At 69.8% G+C, this 14,576-nt stretch carries 15 protein-coding genes and 1 riboswitch; of the genes, 6 read left to right on the top strand and 9 right to left on the bottom strand.

The window, feature by feature from the left end:
- The first annotated feature begins 10 nt into the window (after nt 1-10).
- Nucleotides 11-625, top strand: coding sequence for a TetR/AcrR family transcriptional regulator (locus tag ASG30_RS06830; protein WP_055894279.1), 615 nt, complete (start codon nt 11-13; stop codon nt 623-625).
- Here the strand turns inward: ASG30_RS06830 and ASG30_RS06825 are convergent.
- Nucleotides 603-1,445, bottom strand: coding sequence for a metallophosphoesterase (locus tag ASG30_RS06825; RefSeq protein ID WP_055894807.1), 843 nt, complete (start codon nt 1,443-1,445; stop codon nt 603-605). The two genes, ASG30_RS06830 and ASG30_RS06825, sit on opposite strands and share 23 nt — an antisense overlap.
- A 232-nt stretch (nt 1,446-1,677) precedes the next feature.
- Between ASG30_RS06825 and ASG30_RS22460 the strand changes: the two genes are divergently transcribed.
- Nucleotides 1,678-1,824: a hypothetical protein gene (locus tag ASG30_RS22460; RefSeq protein WP_156385449.1), complete on the top strand. Its 147-nt coding sequence runs from the start codon at nt 1,678-1,680 to the stop codon at nt 1,822-1,824.
- Between the two features lie 25 nt (nt 1,825-1,849).
- Here ASG30_RS22460 and ASG30_RS06820 read toward each other — a convergent pair whose 3' ends face one another.
- Nucleotides 1,850-2,815 carry a LysR family transcriptional regulator gene (locus ASG30_RS06820; protein ID WP_055894805.1) on the bottom strand — a complete coding sequence of 322 codons (966 nt, stop codon included), beginning with the start codon at nt 2,813-2,815 and terminating at the stop codon, nt 1,850-1,852.
- A gap of 109 nt (nt 2,816-2,924) precedes the next feature.
- Here ASG30_RS06820 and ASG30_RS06815 point away from each other — a divergent pair, with 109 nt between their 5' ends.
- Together ASG30_RS06815 and ASG30_RS22455 are read left to right on the top strand one after the other, a co-directional pair.
- Nucleotides 2,925-3,365 carry a hypothetical protein gene (locus ASG30_RS06815; protein ID WP_055894277.1) on the top strand — a complete coding sequence of 147 codons (441 nt, stop codon included), beginning with the start codon at nt 2,925-2,927 and terminating at the stop codon, nt 3,363-3,365.
- 9 nt (nt 3,366-3,374) lie between these two features.
- A complete protein-coding gene (locus ASG30_RS22455; protein ID WP_156385448.1) occupies nt 3,375-3,527 on the top strand; it encodes a hypothetical protein in 153 nt (50 codons plus the stop codon).
- Nucleotides 3,528-3,596: 69 nt separating this feature from the next.
- Here ASG30_RS22455 and ASG30_RS06810 read toward each other — a convergent pair whose 3' ends face one another.
- From ASG30_RS06810 to ASG30_RS06800, 4 genes are all read right to left on the bottom strand, one after another.
- Nucleotides 3,597-5,447: a phosphoenolpyruvate carboxykinase (GTP) gene (locus ASG30_RS06810; RefSeq protein ID WP_055894276.1), complete on the bottom strand. Its 1,851-nt coding sequence runs from the start codon at nt 5,445-5,447 to the stop codon at nt 3,597-3,599.
- A 338-nt stretch (nt 5,448-5,785) separates the two neighbouring features.
- Nucleotides 5,786-5,938, bottom strand: coding sequence for a hypothetical protein (locus ASG30_RS22850; RefSeq protein ID WP_200947263.1), 153 nt, complete (start codon nt 5,936-5,938; stop codon nt 5,786-5,788).
- A gap of 54 nt (nt 5,939-5,992) precedes the next feature.
- On the bottom strand, nt 5,993-6,397 hold the full coding sequence (locus tag ASG30_RS06805; protein ID WP_055894274.1) for a PaaI family thioesterase: 405 nt from the start codon (nt 6,395-6,397) through the stop codon (nt 5,993-5,995).
- A 25-nt stretch (nt 6,398-6,422) separates the two neighbouring features.
- Nucleotides 6,423-7,622, bottom strand: a complete 1,200-nt coding sequence (locus ASG30_RS06800) for a threonine ammonia-lyase (RefSeq protein ID WP_055894272.1) — start codon at nt 7,620-7,622, stop codon at nt 6,423-6,425.
- Between the two features lie 114 nt (nt 7,623-7,736).
- Between ASG30_RS06800 and ASG30_RS06795 the strand changes: the two genes are divergently transcribed.
- Complete coding sequence (locus ASG30_RS06795) at nt 7,737-10,037, top strand: ATP-binding protein (protein ID WP_055894271.1); 2,301 nt, start codon at nt 7,737-7,739, stop codon at nt 10,035-10,037.
- 135 nt (nt 10,038-10,172) lie between these two features.
- Here ASG30_RS06795 and recQ read toward each other — a convergent pair whose 3' ends face one another.
- Nucleotides 10,173-12,095, bottom strand: a complete 1,923-nt coding sequence (gene recQ / locus ASG30_RS06790) for a DNA helicase RecQ (protein ID WP_442965671.1) — start codon at nt 12,093-12,095, stop codon at nt 10,173-10,175.
- Between recQ and ASG30_RS06785 the strand changes: the two genes are divergently transcribed.
- Nucleotides 12,085-13,131, top strand: coding sequence for a homocysteine S-methyltransferase family protein (locus tag ASG30_RS06785; RefSeq protein ID WP_055894267.1), 1,047 nt, complete (start codon nt 12,085-12,087; stop codon nt 13,129-13,131). The two genes, recQ and ASG30_RS06785, sit on opposite strands and share 11 nt — an antisense overlap.
- Before the next feature lie 37 nt (nt 13,132-13,168).
- Here ASG30_RS06785 and ASG30_RS06780 read toward each other — a convergent pair whose 3' ends face one another.
- Both ASG30_RS06780 and ASG30_RS06775 read right to left on the bottom strand, forming a co-directional pair.
- Complete coding sequence (locus ASG30_RS06780; protein WP_055894265.1) at nt 13,169-13,351, bottom strand: hypothetical protein; 183 nt, start codon at nt 13,349-13,351, stop codon at nt 13,169-13,171.
- A gap of 108 nt (nt 13,352-13,459) precedes the next feature.
- On the bottom strand, nt 13,460-14,437 hold the full coding sequence (locus tag ASG30_RS06775; RefSeq protein WP_082521938.1) for a Bug family tripartite tricarboxylate transporter substrate binding protein: 978 nt from the start codon (nt 14,435-14,437) through the stop codon (nt 13,460-13,462).
- Nucleotides 14,438-14,505: 68 nt separating this feature from the next.
- Nucleotides 14,506-14,575: riboswitch (S-adenosyl-L-homocysteine riboswitch) on the top strand.
- Nucleotide 14,576 lies beyond the last annotated feature (1 nt).

Genomic DNA, 14,576 nt, shown 5'->3' with positions numbered 1-14,576 from the left:
AATTTCCGGCATGAGCACCGTCGCCGCCCGGCCTTCCTTCAAGGAGCAGATGCTGGCCGCGCGCGAGGAGGCCATCATCCAGAACGTCAACCGGCTGCTGGCCGAAAAAGGCTTCGATGCGATGACGGTCGACGAGGTCGCCGCCGCCGTCGGCATCGCCAAGGCCAGCCTGTACAAGCACTTTCCCAGCAAGGAAGACCTCGCCGCCGCGGCGATGGTGCGCGTCATGCGGCGCGCGCAGCAGTTCCTGTCGGAGATCGATCCCCAGCTGCCGGTGCAGGACAAGCTCAAGGCCCTCGTTCGCTGGACACTGCAGGTGCGGCTGGCCGGCCAGATGCCTTCGCTGCCAAGCCAGAACTCGTCGCTGCGCGCGGCGCTGACGTCCAACCGCGACTACATCGACGCCATGACGCGCATCAGCGAGCAGCTCGGTGTGTGGATCGATGCGGGGCAGCGCGAGGGCACGATCGACGCGCGGCTGCCGCGGGAGGCCGTGCTCTACACGCTCTACGCCCGTGCGTGCGATCCGGTGGTGGAGTTCCTGCGCTCCGGCGGCCAGCACGACGACGAGGAGATCGTCGAGCTGGTGGTGGGCACCTGCTTCAACGGCCTGAGCGCGCGTTGAGCGCCGCCGGCAGCGCCGGCACCTCCAGCACCATGTGCGGCCGGAAGGCGTCCTGCTCGCCCTTGCGCGCATAGCCCAGCGGGTTGGCCACGACCCGGCAGCCACCAACCACGTAGTCCTGCGGGCAGTGCAGGTGCCCGTGCACCCACAGGTCCGCCAGCGGCAGCAGCTCGTCCAGGGCGTTGCAGAAGCCCGCGGTGCCGGGCGTGAGACCGTAGCGCGGATCGGCGCTGCGCAGCGAAGGCGCGAAATGGGTGGCGACCACGGTCGGCCCGTCGAAAGGCTGGGCCAGGGCCTCGCGCAGCCACTGCTGGCTTTCCACGCCCAGTTCGCGCCAGGCCTCGGCCAGCAGCGGTTCGCCGCGCCGGGTGGCGCCGGTCTTGGTCAGGTAGAAGTTCGCGGCGCGGAAGGCCTTCTCGCGCCGCCGCAGCGCGCGGGTGGTGTCCGGCGCCTGCAGAGCCAGCGCATCGAAGTCGGTCCAGAGCGTGGTGCCGACGAAGCGCACGCCGTCCAGCACCAGCACCTCGCGCTCCAGCCAGGTGATGCCCAGCCGGTCGCAGGTCTCGCGCAGCCGGGCGTGGGTGGCATCGAAGTCGAGGTTGTCGTACTCGTGGTTGCCGGGCACGAACAGCACCGGCACCGGCCAGCCGTTGCGGGGGGAGAAGCGCTCGAGGCCGAAGTCGCCGCCGGGCAGGGCACTGCCGGGCTGGTACGAACCGACGTCGCCGGCCAGCAGCAGGAGGTCGGCGCCGGGGGCGGGGGAGAACTGCCGGTCCGGTTGGGTTTCGAGGTGGAGGTCGGACAGCAGCTGGAACTTCACGGGCGCCATTGTCGGCGGGCGACCGGGCCGCCGGGGCCGGCTGCACCCGAAAGGGGCGGCGGAACGGCCGCGTCATGTTCCCGGCCAGGTGGCCCCATGCGGAACGGGCATGGACGAAAAAACCCGCTGGGGTTGTAGTTCTAGGGAAAACCCTTAGTCTTCCTACATCCCCGCCAAACGCACCTTCCCGGTGACCCTCGCCATGATGTCCGTCCTCACCTCTATCACCCGAATGTTCTCCCTGCCGGGTACCGCCACCCGGCCCGCCGACCCGGTGCAGCGCCTCCTCGAGCAGGCCGGTGCCCGCGCCGGCCGCAACCCGGGCCAGGCCCGCGAGCTGCGCCAGAACGCCGCCGCCTGGCTGCGCGTGGTCCGCTGACCGGTCGCTCCGCCTGAGGAAGGCGTTACTCGCGCTCGCCTTCGAAAGCCTTGCGGGCGGCCGCCCAGACCGCCAGCCGCAACCAGGCGTGCTCGCTGCGCTGGCCCTGGCGGTGGTGCCAGAGCGAGTCGACGTGCACCAGCGGCACGTCGAACGGCAGCTCGCGCACCACCAGGTCCGACTCCATGCCGGTCACGCCGACGAAGTGGCGCGGCAGCACCGTGAGCAGGTCGGACCGCGCCACCACCCGCCCGGCCGTGAAGAACTGGTTGACGGTCAGCACGATGCGGCGCTTGCGCCCGAGCGCGGCCAGGCTTTCGTCGATGAACCCGTAGGGCCGGCCCGAGAAGCTCACCAGCATGTGGTGGGCGGCGCAGAACCGGTCCAGTGTCAGCGGACCGGCGGACAGGGGATGCCCGCGGCGCATCACGCAGACGTAGCGGCCGTCGTAGAGCCGCTGGTGGTCGAAAGCCGGCCTGTTGCCGGCTTGCGACTGGGCCGTGAGGTCGGCCAGCACGGCCGGGAAGAATCCCACGGCCAGGTCGATCTCGCCTTGGTCCAGGAGGCGGCGCGGGTCCCGGGTGGCCAGGGGCAGCACGCGCATGGAGATCCCGGGGGCGTCGCGCTCGATGATCTCCACCAGGCCCGGCATGAGCTCGGCCGCGGTCGCATCGGCCATGGCCAGCACGAAAGTGTTGCCGGCTTCGGAGGCGATGAACTGGCCCGGGGACAGGGCGCCCTCCAGCTGACGTAAGGCATCACTTACCGCCGGCCACAATGCCAGAGCGCGTGCCGTGGGTTCGACCCCGTAGCCGCTGCGGACCACCAGCTTGTCGCCCAGGGCATCGCGCAGGCGGTTGAGCGCGTTGCTCACCGCCGGCTGGGTCATGGACAGGTTCTCGGCGGCACGGGTGAGGTTGCGCTCGGCCATGACCTGGTCGAACACCCGCAACAAATTCAGGTCAAAGGTTCGGAAGTTCGGCATTACCATCATTCTCCTGAATGTTTGGCATAACAAACTGTGATTTGAAAAATATCAGGGTCAACCCTAATCTATGCCCTGTGCCAAAACGGCACGCGCCTATCAGGAGGAAAACACCATGACCCAATTCGCTCACATCGACCATCCCACCCAGCACCCCGGAGTGGAGCGCGTCCAGCGCGCCGCCGGCGCCCTGCGGGAGATCGCCTCAGGCTTCAACGGCGCCCGCGGCGCCGCGACGCTGCTGCTGGCCGCTGTCGTATCCGCCCTGGTGGTCGTGGCCAACGAAGTGGTCGACACCTGGACCGAAGGCCACCTGCTGGCCGCCTGGATCATCCTGTGGACCATCGCGTTCGCCGGGATGGCCCTGTTGGCCGGCCCGGCCCGCAGCTTCGTGCGCGCCGTGAGCGGCCGCGTGAAGGCCGGCGCCGCCGCCCGCCGCCAGGTCGCCGAGGACCGCAAGTACTGGGACGTGGCCCTGACCGACGCCCGCGTGATGGCCGACCTCAGCCGCGCCATGTCGGCCGAAGCGTCGCGCAGCGTCCGCAGCTACTACTGAGCTGCTCCCGTGCTGCTGCTGCGCGCCGTCCGCCTGGTCTGGCGGGGCCTGCTGGCGGCACTGCCGGCGCCGGTGCTGGCCCGCCTCGACGGCTGGGCCCAGCGCCAGGCCCGGCGCAAGGCCCAGCGCCGCCGCCAGCGCCTGGACGCCGCCCACCGCTGATCCGGGCGCGTCCCGGAAACGAAACAGCCGCCCTCGGGCGGCTGTTTTCTTTTGGGCGTCGTGCCGGGATCAGGCGGCCAGGCGCTTCTCGATCTTCGCCTTGGTCTCGCCCAGCTCCTGCGGCAGGTGGTACGCCAGCTGCTGGAACAGCTCGGCGTGCAGGACCATCTCCTTTTGCCAGGCGGCCTTGTCGATGCTGGTGACGGAGGTGAACTGCTCCTGCGAGAAGTCCAGGCCGGTCCAGTTGAGCTCCTCGTAGCGCGGGCTCACGCCGAACACGTGCTCCTGGCCGTCGGCCTTGCCCTCGATGCGGTCGATCATCCACTTGAGCACGCGCATGTTCTCGCCGTAGCCGGGCCAGACGAACTTGCCGTCCTCGCCCTTGCGGAACCAGTTGGTCGTGTAGATGCGCGGCAGCTGCGCGCCGGACGCCTTGAGCCTGGTGCCCAGCTGCAGCCAGTGCTGGAAGTAGTCGCTCATGTTGTAGCCGGCGAAAGGCAGCATGGCGAACGGGTCACGGCGCACCACACCCTGCTGGCCGAAGGCCGCGGCGGTGGTTTCCGAGCCCATGGTCGCGGCCATGTAGACGCCTTCGACCCAGTCGCGCGCCTCGGTCACCAGCGGCACGGTGGTGGAGCGGCGGCCGCCGAAGATGAAGGCGTCGATCGCCACGCCCTTGGGATCGTCCCAGGCCGGGTCGAGCGCCGGGTTGTTGATGGCCGCCACGGTGAAGCGCGCGTTCGGGTGGGCGGCCTTGGCGCCGGTCTCCTTGGAGAGCGCCGGCGTCCAGTCCTTGCCCTGCCAGTCGACGGCGTGCGCCGGCGCCGGGCCCATGCCTTCCCACCACACGTCGCCGTCATCGGTGAGGGCGACGTTGGTGAAGATGACGTTCTTGTCCAGGCTGGCCATGCAGTTCGGATTGGTGTCCGTGTTGGTGCCCGGCGCCACGCCGAAGTAGCCCGCTTCCGGGTTGATGGCGTACAGGCGCCCGCCCGGGCCCGGCTTGATCCAGGCGATGTCGTCGCCGATGGTCGTGACCTTCCAGCCCTCGAAGCCCTTGGGCGGGATCAGCATGGCGAAGTTGGTCTTGCCGCAGGCCGAGGGGAAGGCCGCCGCCACGTGGTACTTGCGGCCCTCGGGGTTGGTCACGCCCAGGATCAGCATGTGCTCGGCCAGCCAGCCTTCGTCGCGGCCCATGGTGGAGGCGATGCGCAGGGCGAAGCACTTCTTGCCCAGCAGCGCATTGCCGCCGTAGCCCGAGCCGTACGACCAGATCTCGCGCGTCTCCGGGTAGTGGACGATGTACTTGGTCTTGTTGCAGGGCCAGGACACGTCCTGCTGGCCCGGCTCCAGCGGCGCGCCGACGGTGTGCACGCAGGGAACGAACTCGCCGTCCACGCCCAGCACCTCGTACACCGCCTTGCCCATGCGGGTCATGATCTTCATGTTCACCGCCACGTACGGGCTGTCGGACAGCTCGATGCCGACGTGGGCGATGGGCGAGCCCAGCGGGCCCATGGAGAACGGCACCACGTACATGGTGCGGCCGCGCATGCAGCCGTCGAACAGGGGCTGCAGGGTGGCGCGCATCTGCGCCGGGTCCATCCAGTTGTTGGTGGGGCCGGCTTCTTCCTTGGTGCGCGAGCAGATGAAGGTGCGGTCCTCCACGCGGGCGACGTCGCTGGGATCCGACCAGGCCAGGTAGGAGCCGGGGCGCTTGACCGGGTCCAGCTTCTTGAAGGTGCCGGCGTCCACCAGCTGCTGGCACAGGCGGTCGTATTCCTCCTGGCTGCCGTCGCACCAGTAGACGGAGTCGGGCTTGCACAGGGCGACCATGTCCGCGACCCAGGCGATGAGCCGGGCGTTTCGGACGTACGAAGGGGCGTTGAGGTTCAACCCCTGCATCACGGGTGAGTTCATTGGCACAAAGCTCCTGAATTGAAAACCGGGTTTCAGGAAGGTGGAGCTCTGCAATCGGGCCGGGCGCGCCTTTTTGAAACCGGGCTTGGCTCAGTCGGCGTGCGGGGTGTTCGCCCAGGGCGACAGGGTCGCTGCAAGGGCTTCAGTCACCGTCCGCGGGTCGGCTGGAATCGTGGATTCTAGGGAGGGGCAACTGGACTTGGCTTCCGCAACTGCCCGAAACCATGCAAAACATGCATGGGGTTATGCGCAACGCCGAAGCGCGGCAGTCAAAAGCAAACAGCCCGGCCGTTTGCACGGTCCGGGCTGTCCACGGAAGAGTCTGTCGGGGGCGCGGATCAGGCCATGTAGATGGCGATGAACGCCAGCAGGAACATCAGCACGCCGCCCACGACGGGCAGCACGATCGGCATCAGGGGGACGATGGCTTCGACGGTGTCCTCGGGCTCGTGGGATTCGCCGTGGCTGTGGCGGTGTTCGGTGCTGGCCATTGCTGTCGTGCGGTTGGGGGTTCGGAAACCGACGATTCTAATCCGCGCGCGGCGCTAGAGCAGGGCGTACGTGGTGCTGGCCCGGCAGACGCTCTTGCCGTCCTGCGCGCCGCGGATGTCGATCTCGCCGAAGGCCAGCGCCTTGCCGGCGCGCACGATCCGCGCCTGCACCAGGGCGTCCTGGCCCGACAGCGGGCGCAGGAAGCTGGTGTTCATCTGCACCGTGGTGCAGGGGCGGAAGCCGCCGGACTGGTTGATCAGCGCCAGCACCATCGCCGTGTCGGCCGCGGCCATCATGGCCTGGCCGCACAGCATGTTGCCGGTGCGCGAGAGCTGGTCGCTCTGCGGCAGGCGCAGCGTCACGCTGTCGGCGTCGAAGGCCTCGGCGCGCAGGCCCAGCGCCTGCACCCAGGGCGCGAAGTACTCGGGAAGGGCGGCATCCAGCTGGTCGAGCGTCATGGCGGCGGATGATAAGCAGGTGCGCCTACTGGCGCTCGGCCTCGAAGCCTGCGGCGTGCAGGGCGTCCAGCACCGCCTCGATGTGCTGCGGGCCGCGGGTCTGGATCACCAGCTCGATCTCCACGTTCTGCGCCGCCAGCATGGTGAAGGCGCGCTGGTGGTGGACCTCGTCGACGTTGGCGCCGGCCTCGGCCACCGTGGCCGTGATGCGCGCCAGCGACCCCGGCACGTCGCGGGCGCAGACCCGGATGCGGGCCAGCCGCCCGGCGCGGGCCATGCCGCGCTCGATGATGGCCGCCAGCAGCATCGGGTCGATGTTGCCGCCGCCCAGCACCAGCCCGACGGTGCGGCCGCGGAAGCGCTCGGGGTGCTTGAGCATCGCCGCCAGGCCCGCGGCGCCGGCGCCCTCGACCAGGGTCTTCTCGATCTCCAGCAGCAGCACGATGGCCTGCTCGATGTCGCCCTCGTCCACCAGCAGGATGTCGTCGACGAAGCGCTCGATGATGGCGCGCGGGATCTTGCCCGGCGTGCCCACCGCGATGCCCTCGGCGATCGTGGACACGCCCTGCGGCAGCGTGGCCTGCTTGACCGCGTTGTACATGTTGGGAAAGCGCAGGGTCTGCACGCCCACGACCTCGATGCCGGGCTTGAGGGCCTTGGCGGCCAGCGCCATGCCCGCGATCAGCCCGCCGCCGCCCACCGACACCACCAGGGTCTCGAGCTCCGGCACGTCTTCCAGCATCTCCAGCGCTGCCGTCCCCTGGCCGGCGACGATGGCCTCGTCGTCGTACGGGTGGACGAAGGTCAGGCCCTGTTCTTCGGCCAGCTTCAGCGCATGGCCGCGCGCCTCGTCCAGCGTGTCGCCATGCAGCACCACCTGAGCGCCAAAGCCCCGGGTGCGTTCCACCTTCACGCCGGGCGTGAATCGCGGCATGACGATCACCGCCCGCAGCCCGAGCCGCTGCGCGTGGTACGCCACGCCCTGCGCGTGGTTGCCGGCGCTCATCGCGATCACGCCGCGGGCGCGTTCCGTCTCGCTGAGCTGGGTCAGCTTGTTGCAGGCCCCCCGCTCCTTGAAGGAGGCGGTGAACTGCAGGTTCTCGAATTTGAGGAAGACGCGGGCCCCGGTGAGCTGTGAAAGCGTCTGCGAAGCGACGCAGGGCGTGCGCAGCACCTGGCCCTGCAGGCGGCCGGCGGCGGCGCGGATGTCGGCGAGTTCGAGCATGGCCGCATTGTCGTGCGGCCGGGCGGGGCGACCGGCGGCGGCGAATGCCTTCCACGCGGGGTGAAGCCGAGTTATCGTAGGCGTCGCGAATCCTGAACCCTGGAGCCCGGCCTCATGGTCAAGCGTACGGTCGATCTGCAGATGCTTCCCTCGCCGGGGCTGAAGGACGCGCCCGTGCTCGACCTCATGTGTTCGCACTTCGTGCTGACGCTGGCGGCCAAGCAGGGCGGCAAGTTCAACGTGCGCCGCGACCTCAATGGCCTGCTGGCGCTGGCCGGCCGGCACCTGGTGTGGCCGGCCCCCGCGCTGGGCCGGCTGCGCGAATTCCTGGGGCGCCGCTGCAAGGACAACGAGTTCTGGCGCGGCCACGAGCAGCTGTCCACCCCCGAGTTCCTGGACCGCCACGGCGTCTGGCGCGGGCCCTACGAGGAAGGCACGCTCTTCTTCTACCTGGACGAGTACGCCAAGGACCAGCCCAAGGACCTGCTTTCGGTGCTCACCGTCACCGGCGAATGGCTGACCCATGCGCTGAAGAAGCAGTCCACCCTGGTGGAGAAGAACATCGACGCGCTCTCCGGCCTGCTGCAGCTCAACAAGGCCGAGCGGGCGCTGCTGCTGTACGGCACGCTGGCGCGCTACCAGCGCGACCTGCGCAGCATCCTGGTCGAGTTCAAGGTGAACAACGCGCCCGAGGCCTATGCCGCCATCGCCGACATCGCCGGCGTCAACGCCGCGGACGTCGGCGAGGCGCTGCGGGCCGGCTCGCGGTTGGAGCGCATCGGGCTGGTGGAGAACCTGATCTCCGAGCACAACATCACCGACCTGGCCGACCTGATGAAGGTCAGCGAGAAGCTGCCACCGGTGCTGATGCGCGAATACCGCGACCAGAGCGAGCTGATGGCGGTGTTCACCCGCCCCAGCGCCAAGAGCGACCTGGCCCTGGCCGACTTCGCCTTCGTGCAGGAGGACGCGCAGGTGCTGTGTGCGCTGCTGCGCAACGCGGTCGACCGCAAGGAACCGGGCGTCAACGTGCTGCTGTACGGCCCGCCCGGCACCGGCAAGACCGAGCTGGCCAAGGTGGTGGCGCAGGCCGCGGGGCTGGAGCTGTTCGAGGTGGAGTACGCGGACCGCGACGGGAATTCGCTGTCCGGCCGCGACCGCTACCGCTCGCTGCAGATCGCGCAGGTGTTCCTCAAGGGCAGCGCTCAGGCGGCCCTGCTGTTCGACGAGGTCGAGGACGTGTTCCCGCCCATCAGCTCCGAGGCCGCGCAGCTGATCGCGCGCGCCGAGCAGGTGGCCGCGCCGTCCAACGGCAGCGTGAGCGGCAAGGCCTGGGTCAACCAGATCCTGGAGTCCAACCCGGTGCCCACGCTGTGGGTCACCAACCGCATCGAGCAGATCGACCCGGCCTTCCGCCGCCGCTTCGCCTACCACCTGGAGCTGACGTCGCCGCCGCCCGGCGCGCGCGAAGGCCTGGTGCGCAAGACGCTGGAGGGCGTGGCCGTGTCCGACGACTTCGTCGCCAAGCTGACGGAACGCAAGGGCCTGACGCCGGCGCAGATCCGCACCGCGGTGCGCTTCGCGGGTCTCGCCTCGGGGACGGCCACGCCGGTGGAGCAGCTGATCGAGCGCCAGTTGCGCAACGCCGACCAGGCGCTGGGCAACCGCGCGCCGGGCGCCCAGCGCCCCAGTGTCACCACCTACGACCTGGGGATGCTGAACGTGGAGAGCCGCTTCGAGGTGACGCGCATCGTGGAGGCGCTCAAGGCGCGCGGCCACGGCACCCTGTGCTTCTACGGCGCGCCGGGCACCGGCAAGACAGCGCTGGCCGAACACATCGCGCGCCAGGTCGACCGGCCGCTGCTGGTCAAGCAGGCCAGCGACCTCATGAGCAAGTTCGTCGGCGAGACCGAACAGAACATGGCCGCCATGTTCCGCGAGGCCGAGGACGAGAAGTCGGTGCTGCTGCTGGACGAGGCCGACAGCTTCCTGCAGGACCGCCGCGGCGCGCAGCGCACCTACGAGGTGACGGAAGTGAACGAGATGCTGCAGGGCATGGAGCGCTTCGCCGGCATCTTCGTCTGCACCACCAACCTGCTGGACCGCATCGACCAGGCCGCGCTGCGGCGCTTCACCTTCAAGATCCGCTTCAAGCCGCTGACGGCGGCCCAGCGCGAAACCATGTTCATCAACGAGGCGCTGGGCGGCGACGTCGATGCGTTGAACGGGGAGATCCGCGGCCGGCTCGCGCGACTGGACCAGCTGTGCCCCGGCGACTTCGCGGCGGTGAAACGGCAGGTGGACATCCTGGCGGCCCCCGACTTCGGGCCGCTGGAATTCCTGGAACAGCTCGAGGCCGAGCACCGCATCAAGCCGGAAGTGCGCGAGTCGCGCAGCATCGGGTTCACGAGCTGAGGTTCGGCTTCGGTCCGTCCCAACTCCCCGTCATGCCCGCGAAGGCGGGCATCCAGTGCTTCCGACTTTTTGTGCCCTGCGCCCCCTGGATTCCCGCCTTCGCGGGAATGACGGATCAGGGGGCGACGGTGTTTTTCAAACGCCCTGCAGCACCCGTATCACCTCTTCCCCATACGCCTCCAGCTTGCGCGCCCCGATCCCGCTGACACCTTCCAGCTGCTCCACCGACGTCGGCGCCAGCGCCGCGATGGCCGCCAGCGTCGCGTCGTGGAAGATCACGTACGCCGGCAGGTTGTGCGAGCGCGCCACCTCCGCGCGCCAGGCCTTGAGCGCCGCGAAGCGCGCCTGGCCGCTGTCGCTCAGGCCCGCGGCCACGGCGCTGCCTGGCGAAGACCCCGTGCGCTCCCGCCGCTTGCGCCCGCCCGGCTGGGCCACCGATTCCCGCAGCAGCACCGGAAGATCGCCGCGCAGCACGGCGCGCGATCCTTCCGTCAGCCGCAGCGTGTTGAACGCCTCCGAATCCACCGCCAGCGCACGGACCGCGATCAGCTGGCGCATCACGCCGCGCAGCTGCTGCTCGCTGAAGGCGGCGCCCAGGCCGAAGGTGGAGACGCGGTCGTGCCCGTACTGCGTCACCTTCTCGGTCGTCTTGCCGCGCAGGATGTCCATGATGTGGCCGGCGCCGAAGCCGATGCCGCTGGCCTGCTGCACGCGGTAGACGGTCGACAGCAGCTTGCGGGCCGCATCCGTGCCGTCCCACACCTGCGGCGGCGCCAGGCAGTTGTCGCAATTGCCGCAAGGCTGCGATGCCTCGCCGAAATAGGCGAGCAGCCGCACGCGCCGGCAGTCGGTGGCCTCGGCCAGCGCCAGCAGCGCATCGAGCTTGCCGCGCATGGCCTGCTTGTGCTCCTCGCCGGCCGGGCTCTCGTCGATCATGCGGCGCTGGTTCACCACGTCCTGCAACCCGTACAGCATCCACGCCTGGGACGGCAGGCCGTCGCGCCCGGCGCGGCCGGTCTCCTGGTAGTAGCCCTCGATGTTCTTGGGCATGTCCAGGTGCGCGACGAAGCGCACGTCGGGCTTGTCGATGCCCATGCCGAAGGCGACGGTGGCCACCATCACCACGCCGTCGTCGCGCAGGAACCGGTCCTGGTGGCGCTGGCGCACCGCGGCGTCCAGCCCCGCGTGGTAGGGCAGGGCGTCCACGCCCCGCTCGCACAGCATCTGCGCCGTCTCCTCCACGCGCTTGCGCGACTGGCAGTACACGACGCCGGCGTCGCCCTCGTGCTCCTCGGCGATGAAGCGCGCCAGCTGGGCCGACGGCTCCTTCTTCTCGGCGATACGGTAGCGGATGTTGGGCCGGTCGAAGCTGCTGACGAACTTGCGCGCCTCCTGCAGCTGCAGCCGCTCGACGATGTCCTCGCGCGTGAGCGCGTCGGCGGTGGCGGTCAGGGCGATGCGCGGCACGCGCGGGTAGCGCTCGTGCAGCACCGTGAGGCCGCGGTACTCCGGCCGGAAGTCGTGGCCCCACTGGCTGACGCAATGCGCCTCGTCGATGGCGAACAGGGCCAGCTGCCCGCGCGACTGCAACGCGTCCAGCTGCGCCAGGAAGCGCGGCGTGGTCACCCGCTCGGGCGCCGCGTACAGCAGCGTGATCTCGCCGCGGGTCAGGCGCTGCTCGACGTCGGCCGCCTCTTCGTAGCCGAGCGACGAGTTGAGGAAGGCCGCGGCGACGCCCGCCTCGTGCAGTGCGCCCACCTGGTCGTGCATCAGCGCGATCAGGGGCGAGACCACGATGGTCACGCCCTGGCCGGCGCGCTGCCGCACGATGGCCGGCACCTGGTAGCACAGCGATTTGCCGCCGCCGGTGGGCATGAGCACGAGGGCGTCGCCGCCGGCGACGACGTGGTCGACGATCTCGGCCTGCGGGCCGCGGAAGCTCTCGTAGCCGAAGACTTCGCGAAGGACGGTGGAGGCGGTGGTCACGATGGCGCGATTCTCCCTGCTGCGGCGTGGTCGATGCCGTCTTCCTACAATCGGTGGCAACATGAAGTCCATCGCCTACACCCGCGGCCAGACCCTGCCGGCGCTGCTCGAGCAGCGCATCCTCATCCTGGATGGCGCGATGGGCACCATGATCCAGCGCTTCAAGCTCACCGAGGCCGACTTCCGCGGCGAGCGCTTCCGCGACCACGCCAAGGACCTGAAGAACAACGGCGAGATCCTGGTGCTCACGCGGCCGCAGGTGATCCGCGACATCCACGAAGGCTTCCTGGCCTCGGGCGCGGACATCATCGAGACCAACACCTTCGGCGCCAACGCGCTGGCGCAGGACGACTACGGCCTGGGCCACCTGTCGCGCGAGCTGAACCTCGAGTCCGCGCGCATCGCGCGCGAGGCCGCCGACAAGTTCAGCACCCCGGACAAGCCCCGCTTCGTCGCCGGCGCGCTCGGCCCCACGCCGCGCACCGCCAGCATCAGCCCGGACGTGAACGACCCCGGCGCACGCAACGTCGACTTCGAGCAGCTGCGCGCCTCGTACTACGAGCAGGTCGAAGGCCTGGTGGACGGCGGCGTCGACCTGCTGCTGGTGGAAACCATCTTCGACACGCTCAACGCCAAGGCGGCGCTGTTCGCGATCGACGAGTACTTCGAGCGCAGCGGCGAGCGCCTGCCGGTCATCATCAGCGGCACGGTCACCGACGCCTCGGGCCGCATCCTCAGCGGCCAGACGGTCACCGCGTTCTGGTACAGCGTTCGCCACGCGCAGCCGCTGGCCGTGGGCCTCAATTGCGCGCTGGGGGCGGCCCTGATGCGCCCCTACATCCAGGAGCTGGCCAAGGCCGCGCCCGACACCTTCATCAGCTGCTACCCCAACGCCGGCCTGCCCAACCCGATGAGCGAAACCGGCTTCGACGAGACGCCCGACGTCACCGCTCGGCTGCTGCGCGAGTTCGCGGCCGAGGGGCTGGTCAACATCGTGGGCGGCTGCTGCGGCACCACGCCCGAGCACATCGCGGCGATCGGCGAGGCCGTCGCGCCGCTGCCGGCGCGCAGCCGGCAGCGCGAATTCTTCTACAAGGAAGCGGCCTGATCTGGCCGTCCCGGCCCGCGGGCCGGGACTATGCGTGCTAGCTGAGCCACCACGTGGCCAGGCCGGCGACCAGGCACCCCACCGCGACGGCGTACAGGATCCAGCCCGGCAGGGAGCCGGTGTCGTCGTCCACCCGATCCGCAACCAGCCTTCCGTACACAGCCGCCACCACGGCCAGGATGAACGGCCAGGCGTAAGTGGGCAGGTCGGGGAGACCCATGGGGGCCAGTCTCTGGCCGCGGCCCTGAAAACGTCTGTCAGGCGGCGTCGGGCGGCGCTGTAGGTCCGCCGACGACGAGGCCGTTTGCGGCGCCCGCGCCGGCGAGCCTCACTGTGGCTGGAACCCGCTGGCCTTGATGATCCTGGCCCAGGCCTCGGTGTAGGCCCGCTCGCGGCTGGCCAGTTGCTGCTGCGACTGGTAGCCCACGTTCAGGCCCATGCCGGTAAGGCGCTCGCGCACTTGGGACATGGCGATCACCTCGGACAACGCCACGCCTACGCGATCGATCGCCGCTTGCGGCGTGCCCGCGGGCGCGAACAGACCGTAGTAGGGCACGTTCTTGAAGCCGGAAATGCCCAGCTCGGCGAAGGTGGGTGCGTCGGGCACGGCGGCCTGGCGGGCGCTGCCCATCACCGCCACCACGCGGATCTTGCCGGCCTTGTGGTTCTCGATGAAGTCGGGGATGGAGCCGACACCGGCGCCGATCTGGTTGCCCAGCATGTCGGCCATCATGGGCGCGCTGCCGCGGTAGGGCGCGGCCTGCAGGTCCAGGCCGTATTTCTGGCCGATCACCTTGACCGCGAACTCCGGCACCGAGGCCGGCGCGGGCACGCCCACGTTGCCGCGGCCGCCCTGCGACTTCACCCAGCTCACGTACTCGGGCATCGTCTTCGCCGGCGTGCCGCCCGACAGCGCCAGCGCGTTCACGAAGGTGGCGAAGCCGGCCACCGGCACGAAGTCGCGCGCCGGGTCGAACCCCGGGTTCTTCGTCACCAGCGGCAGGATGGAGATGGTGTGGTCGTGCGACAGGAAAAGCGTATGCCCGTCCGCGGGCGCGGCCTTGAGCGCCTGCGCGGCGATCTGCCCGCCGGCGCCGGCGCGGTTGTCCACCACGACCGGCTGGCCGAGCGAGTCCTTCAGCTTGTCGGCCAGCGTGCGGGCGATGGCGTCGGTGCCGCCGCCAGGCGGGAAGCCCACCAGGATGCGGATCGGCGAACCGCTGCCACCCGACTGGGCGAAGGCGGGCAGCGCGAGCGTGGCGGCGGCGGCGGTGAGCAGGCGGCGGCGGCCCATGCGAAAGGACATGATTGAGGCTCCTGGGGACAAAGACTGCGCCGGATTCTGCACGCCGACCCTGTAGCTAAAATGACGGGCTCTCAAGGAGCGTTGCAGCGCCGGTCCCGCCGGCGTCAGGCTTGAGACCCACAACGACGCTCACCTCGAC

The sequence above is a fragment of the Ramlibacter sp. Leaf400 genome, from assembly GCF_001424545.1.
In the GTDB taxonomy this organism is placed as follows: Bacteria; Pseudomonadota; Gammaproteobacteria; order Burkholderiales; family Burkholderiaceae_C; genus Ramlibacter.
Note: the sequence above shows the minus strand (reverse complement) of the source record. Positions and strands in the feature narration are given on the sequence as shown.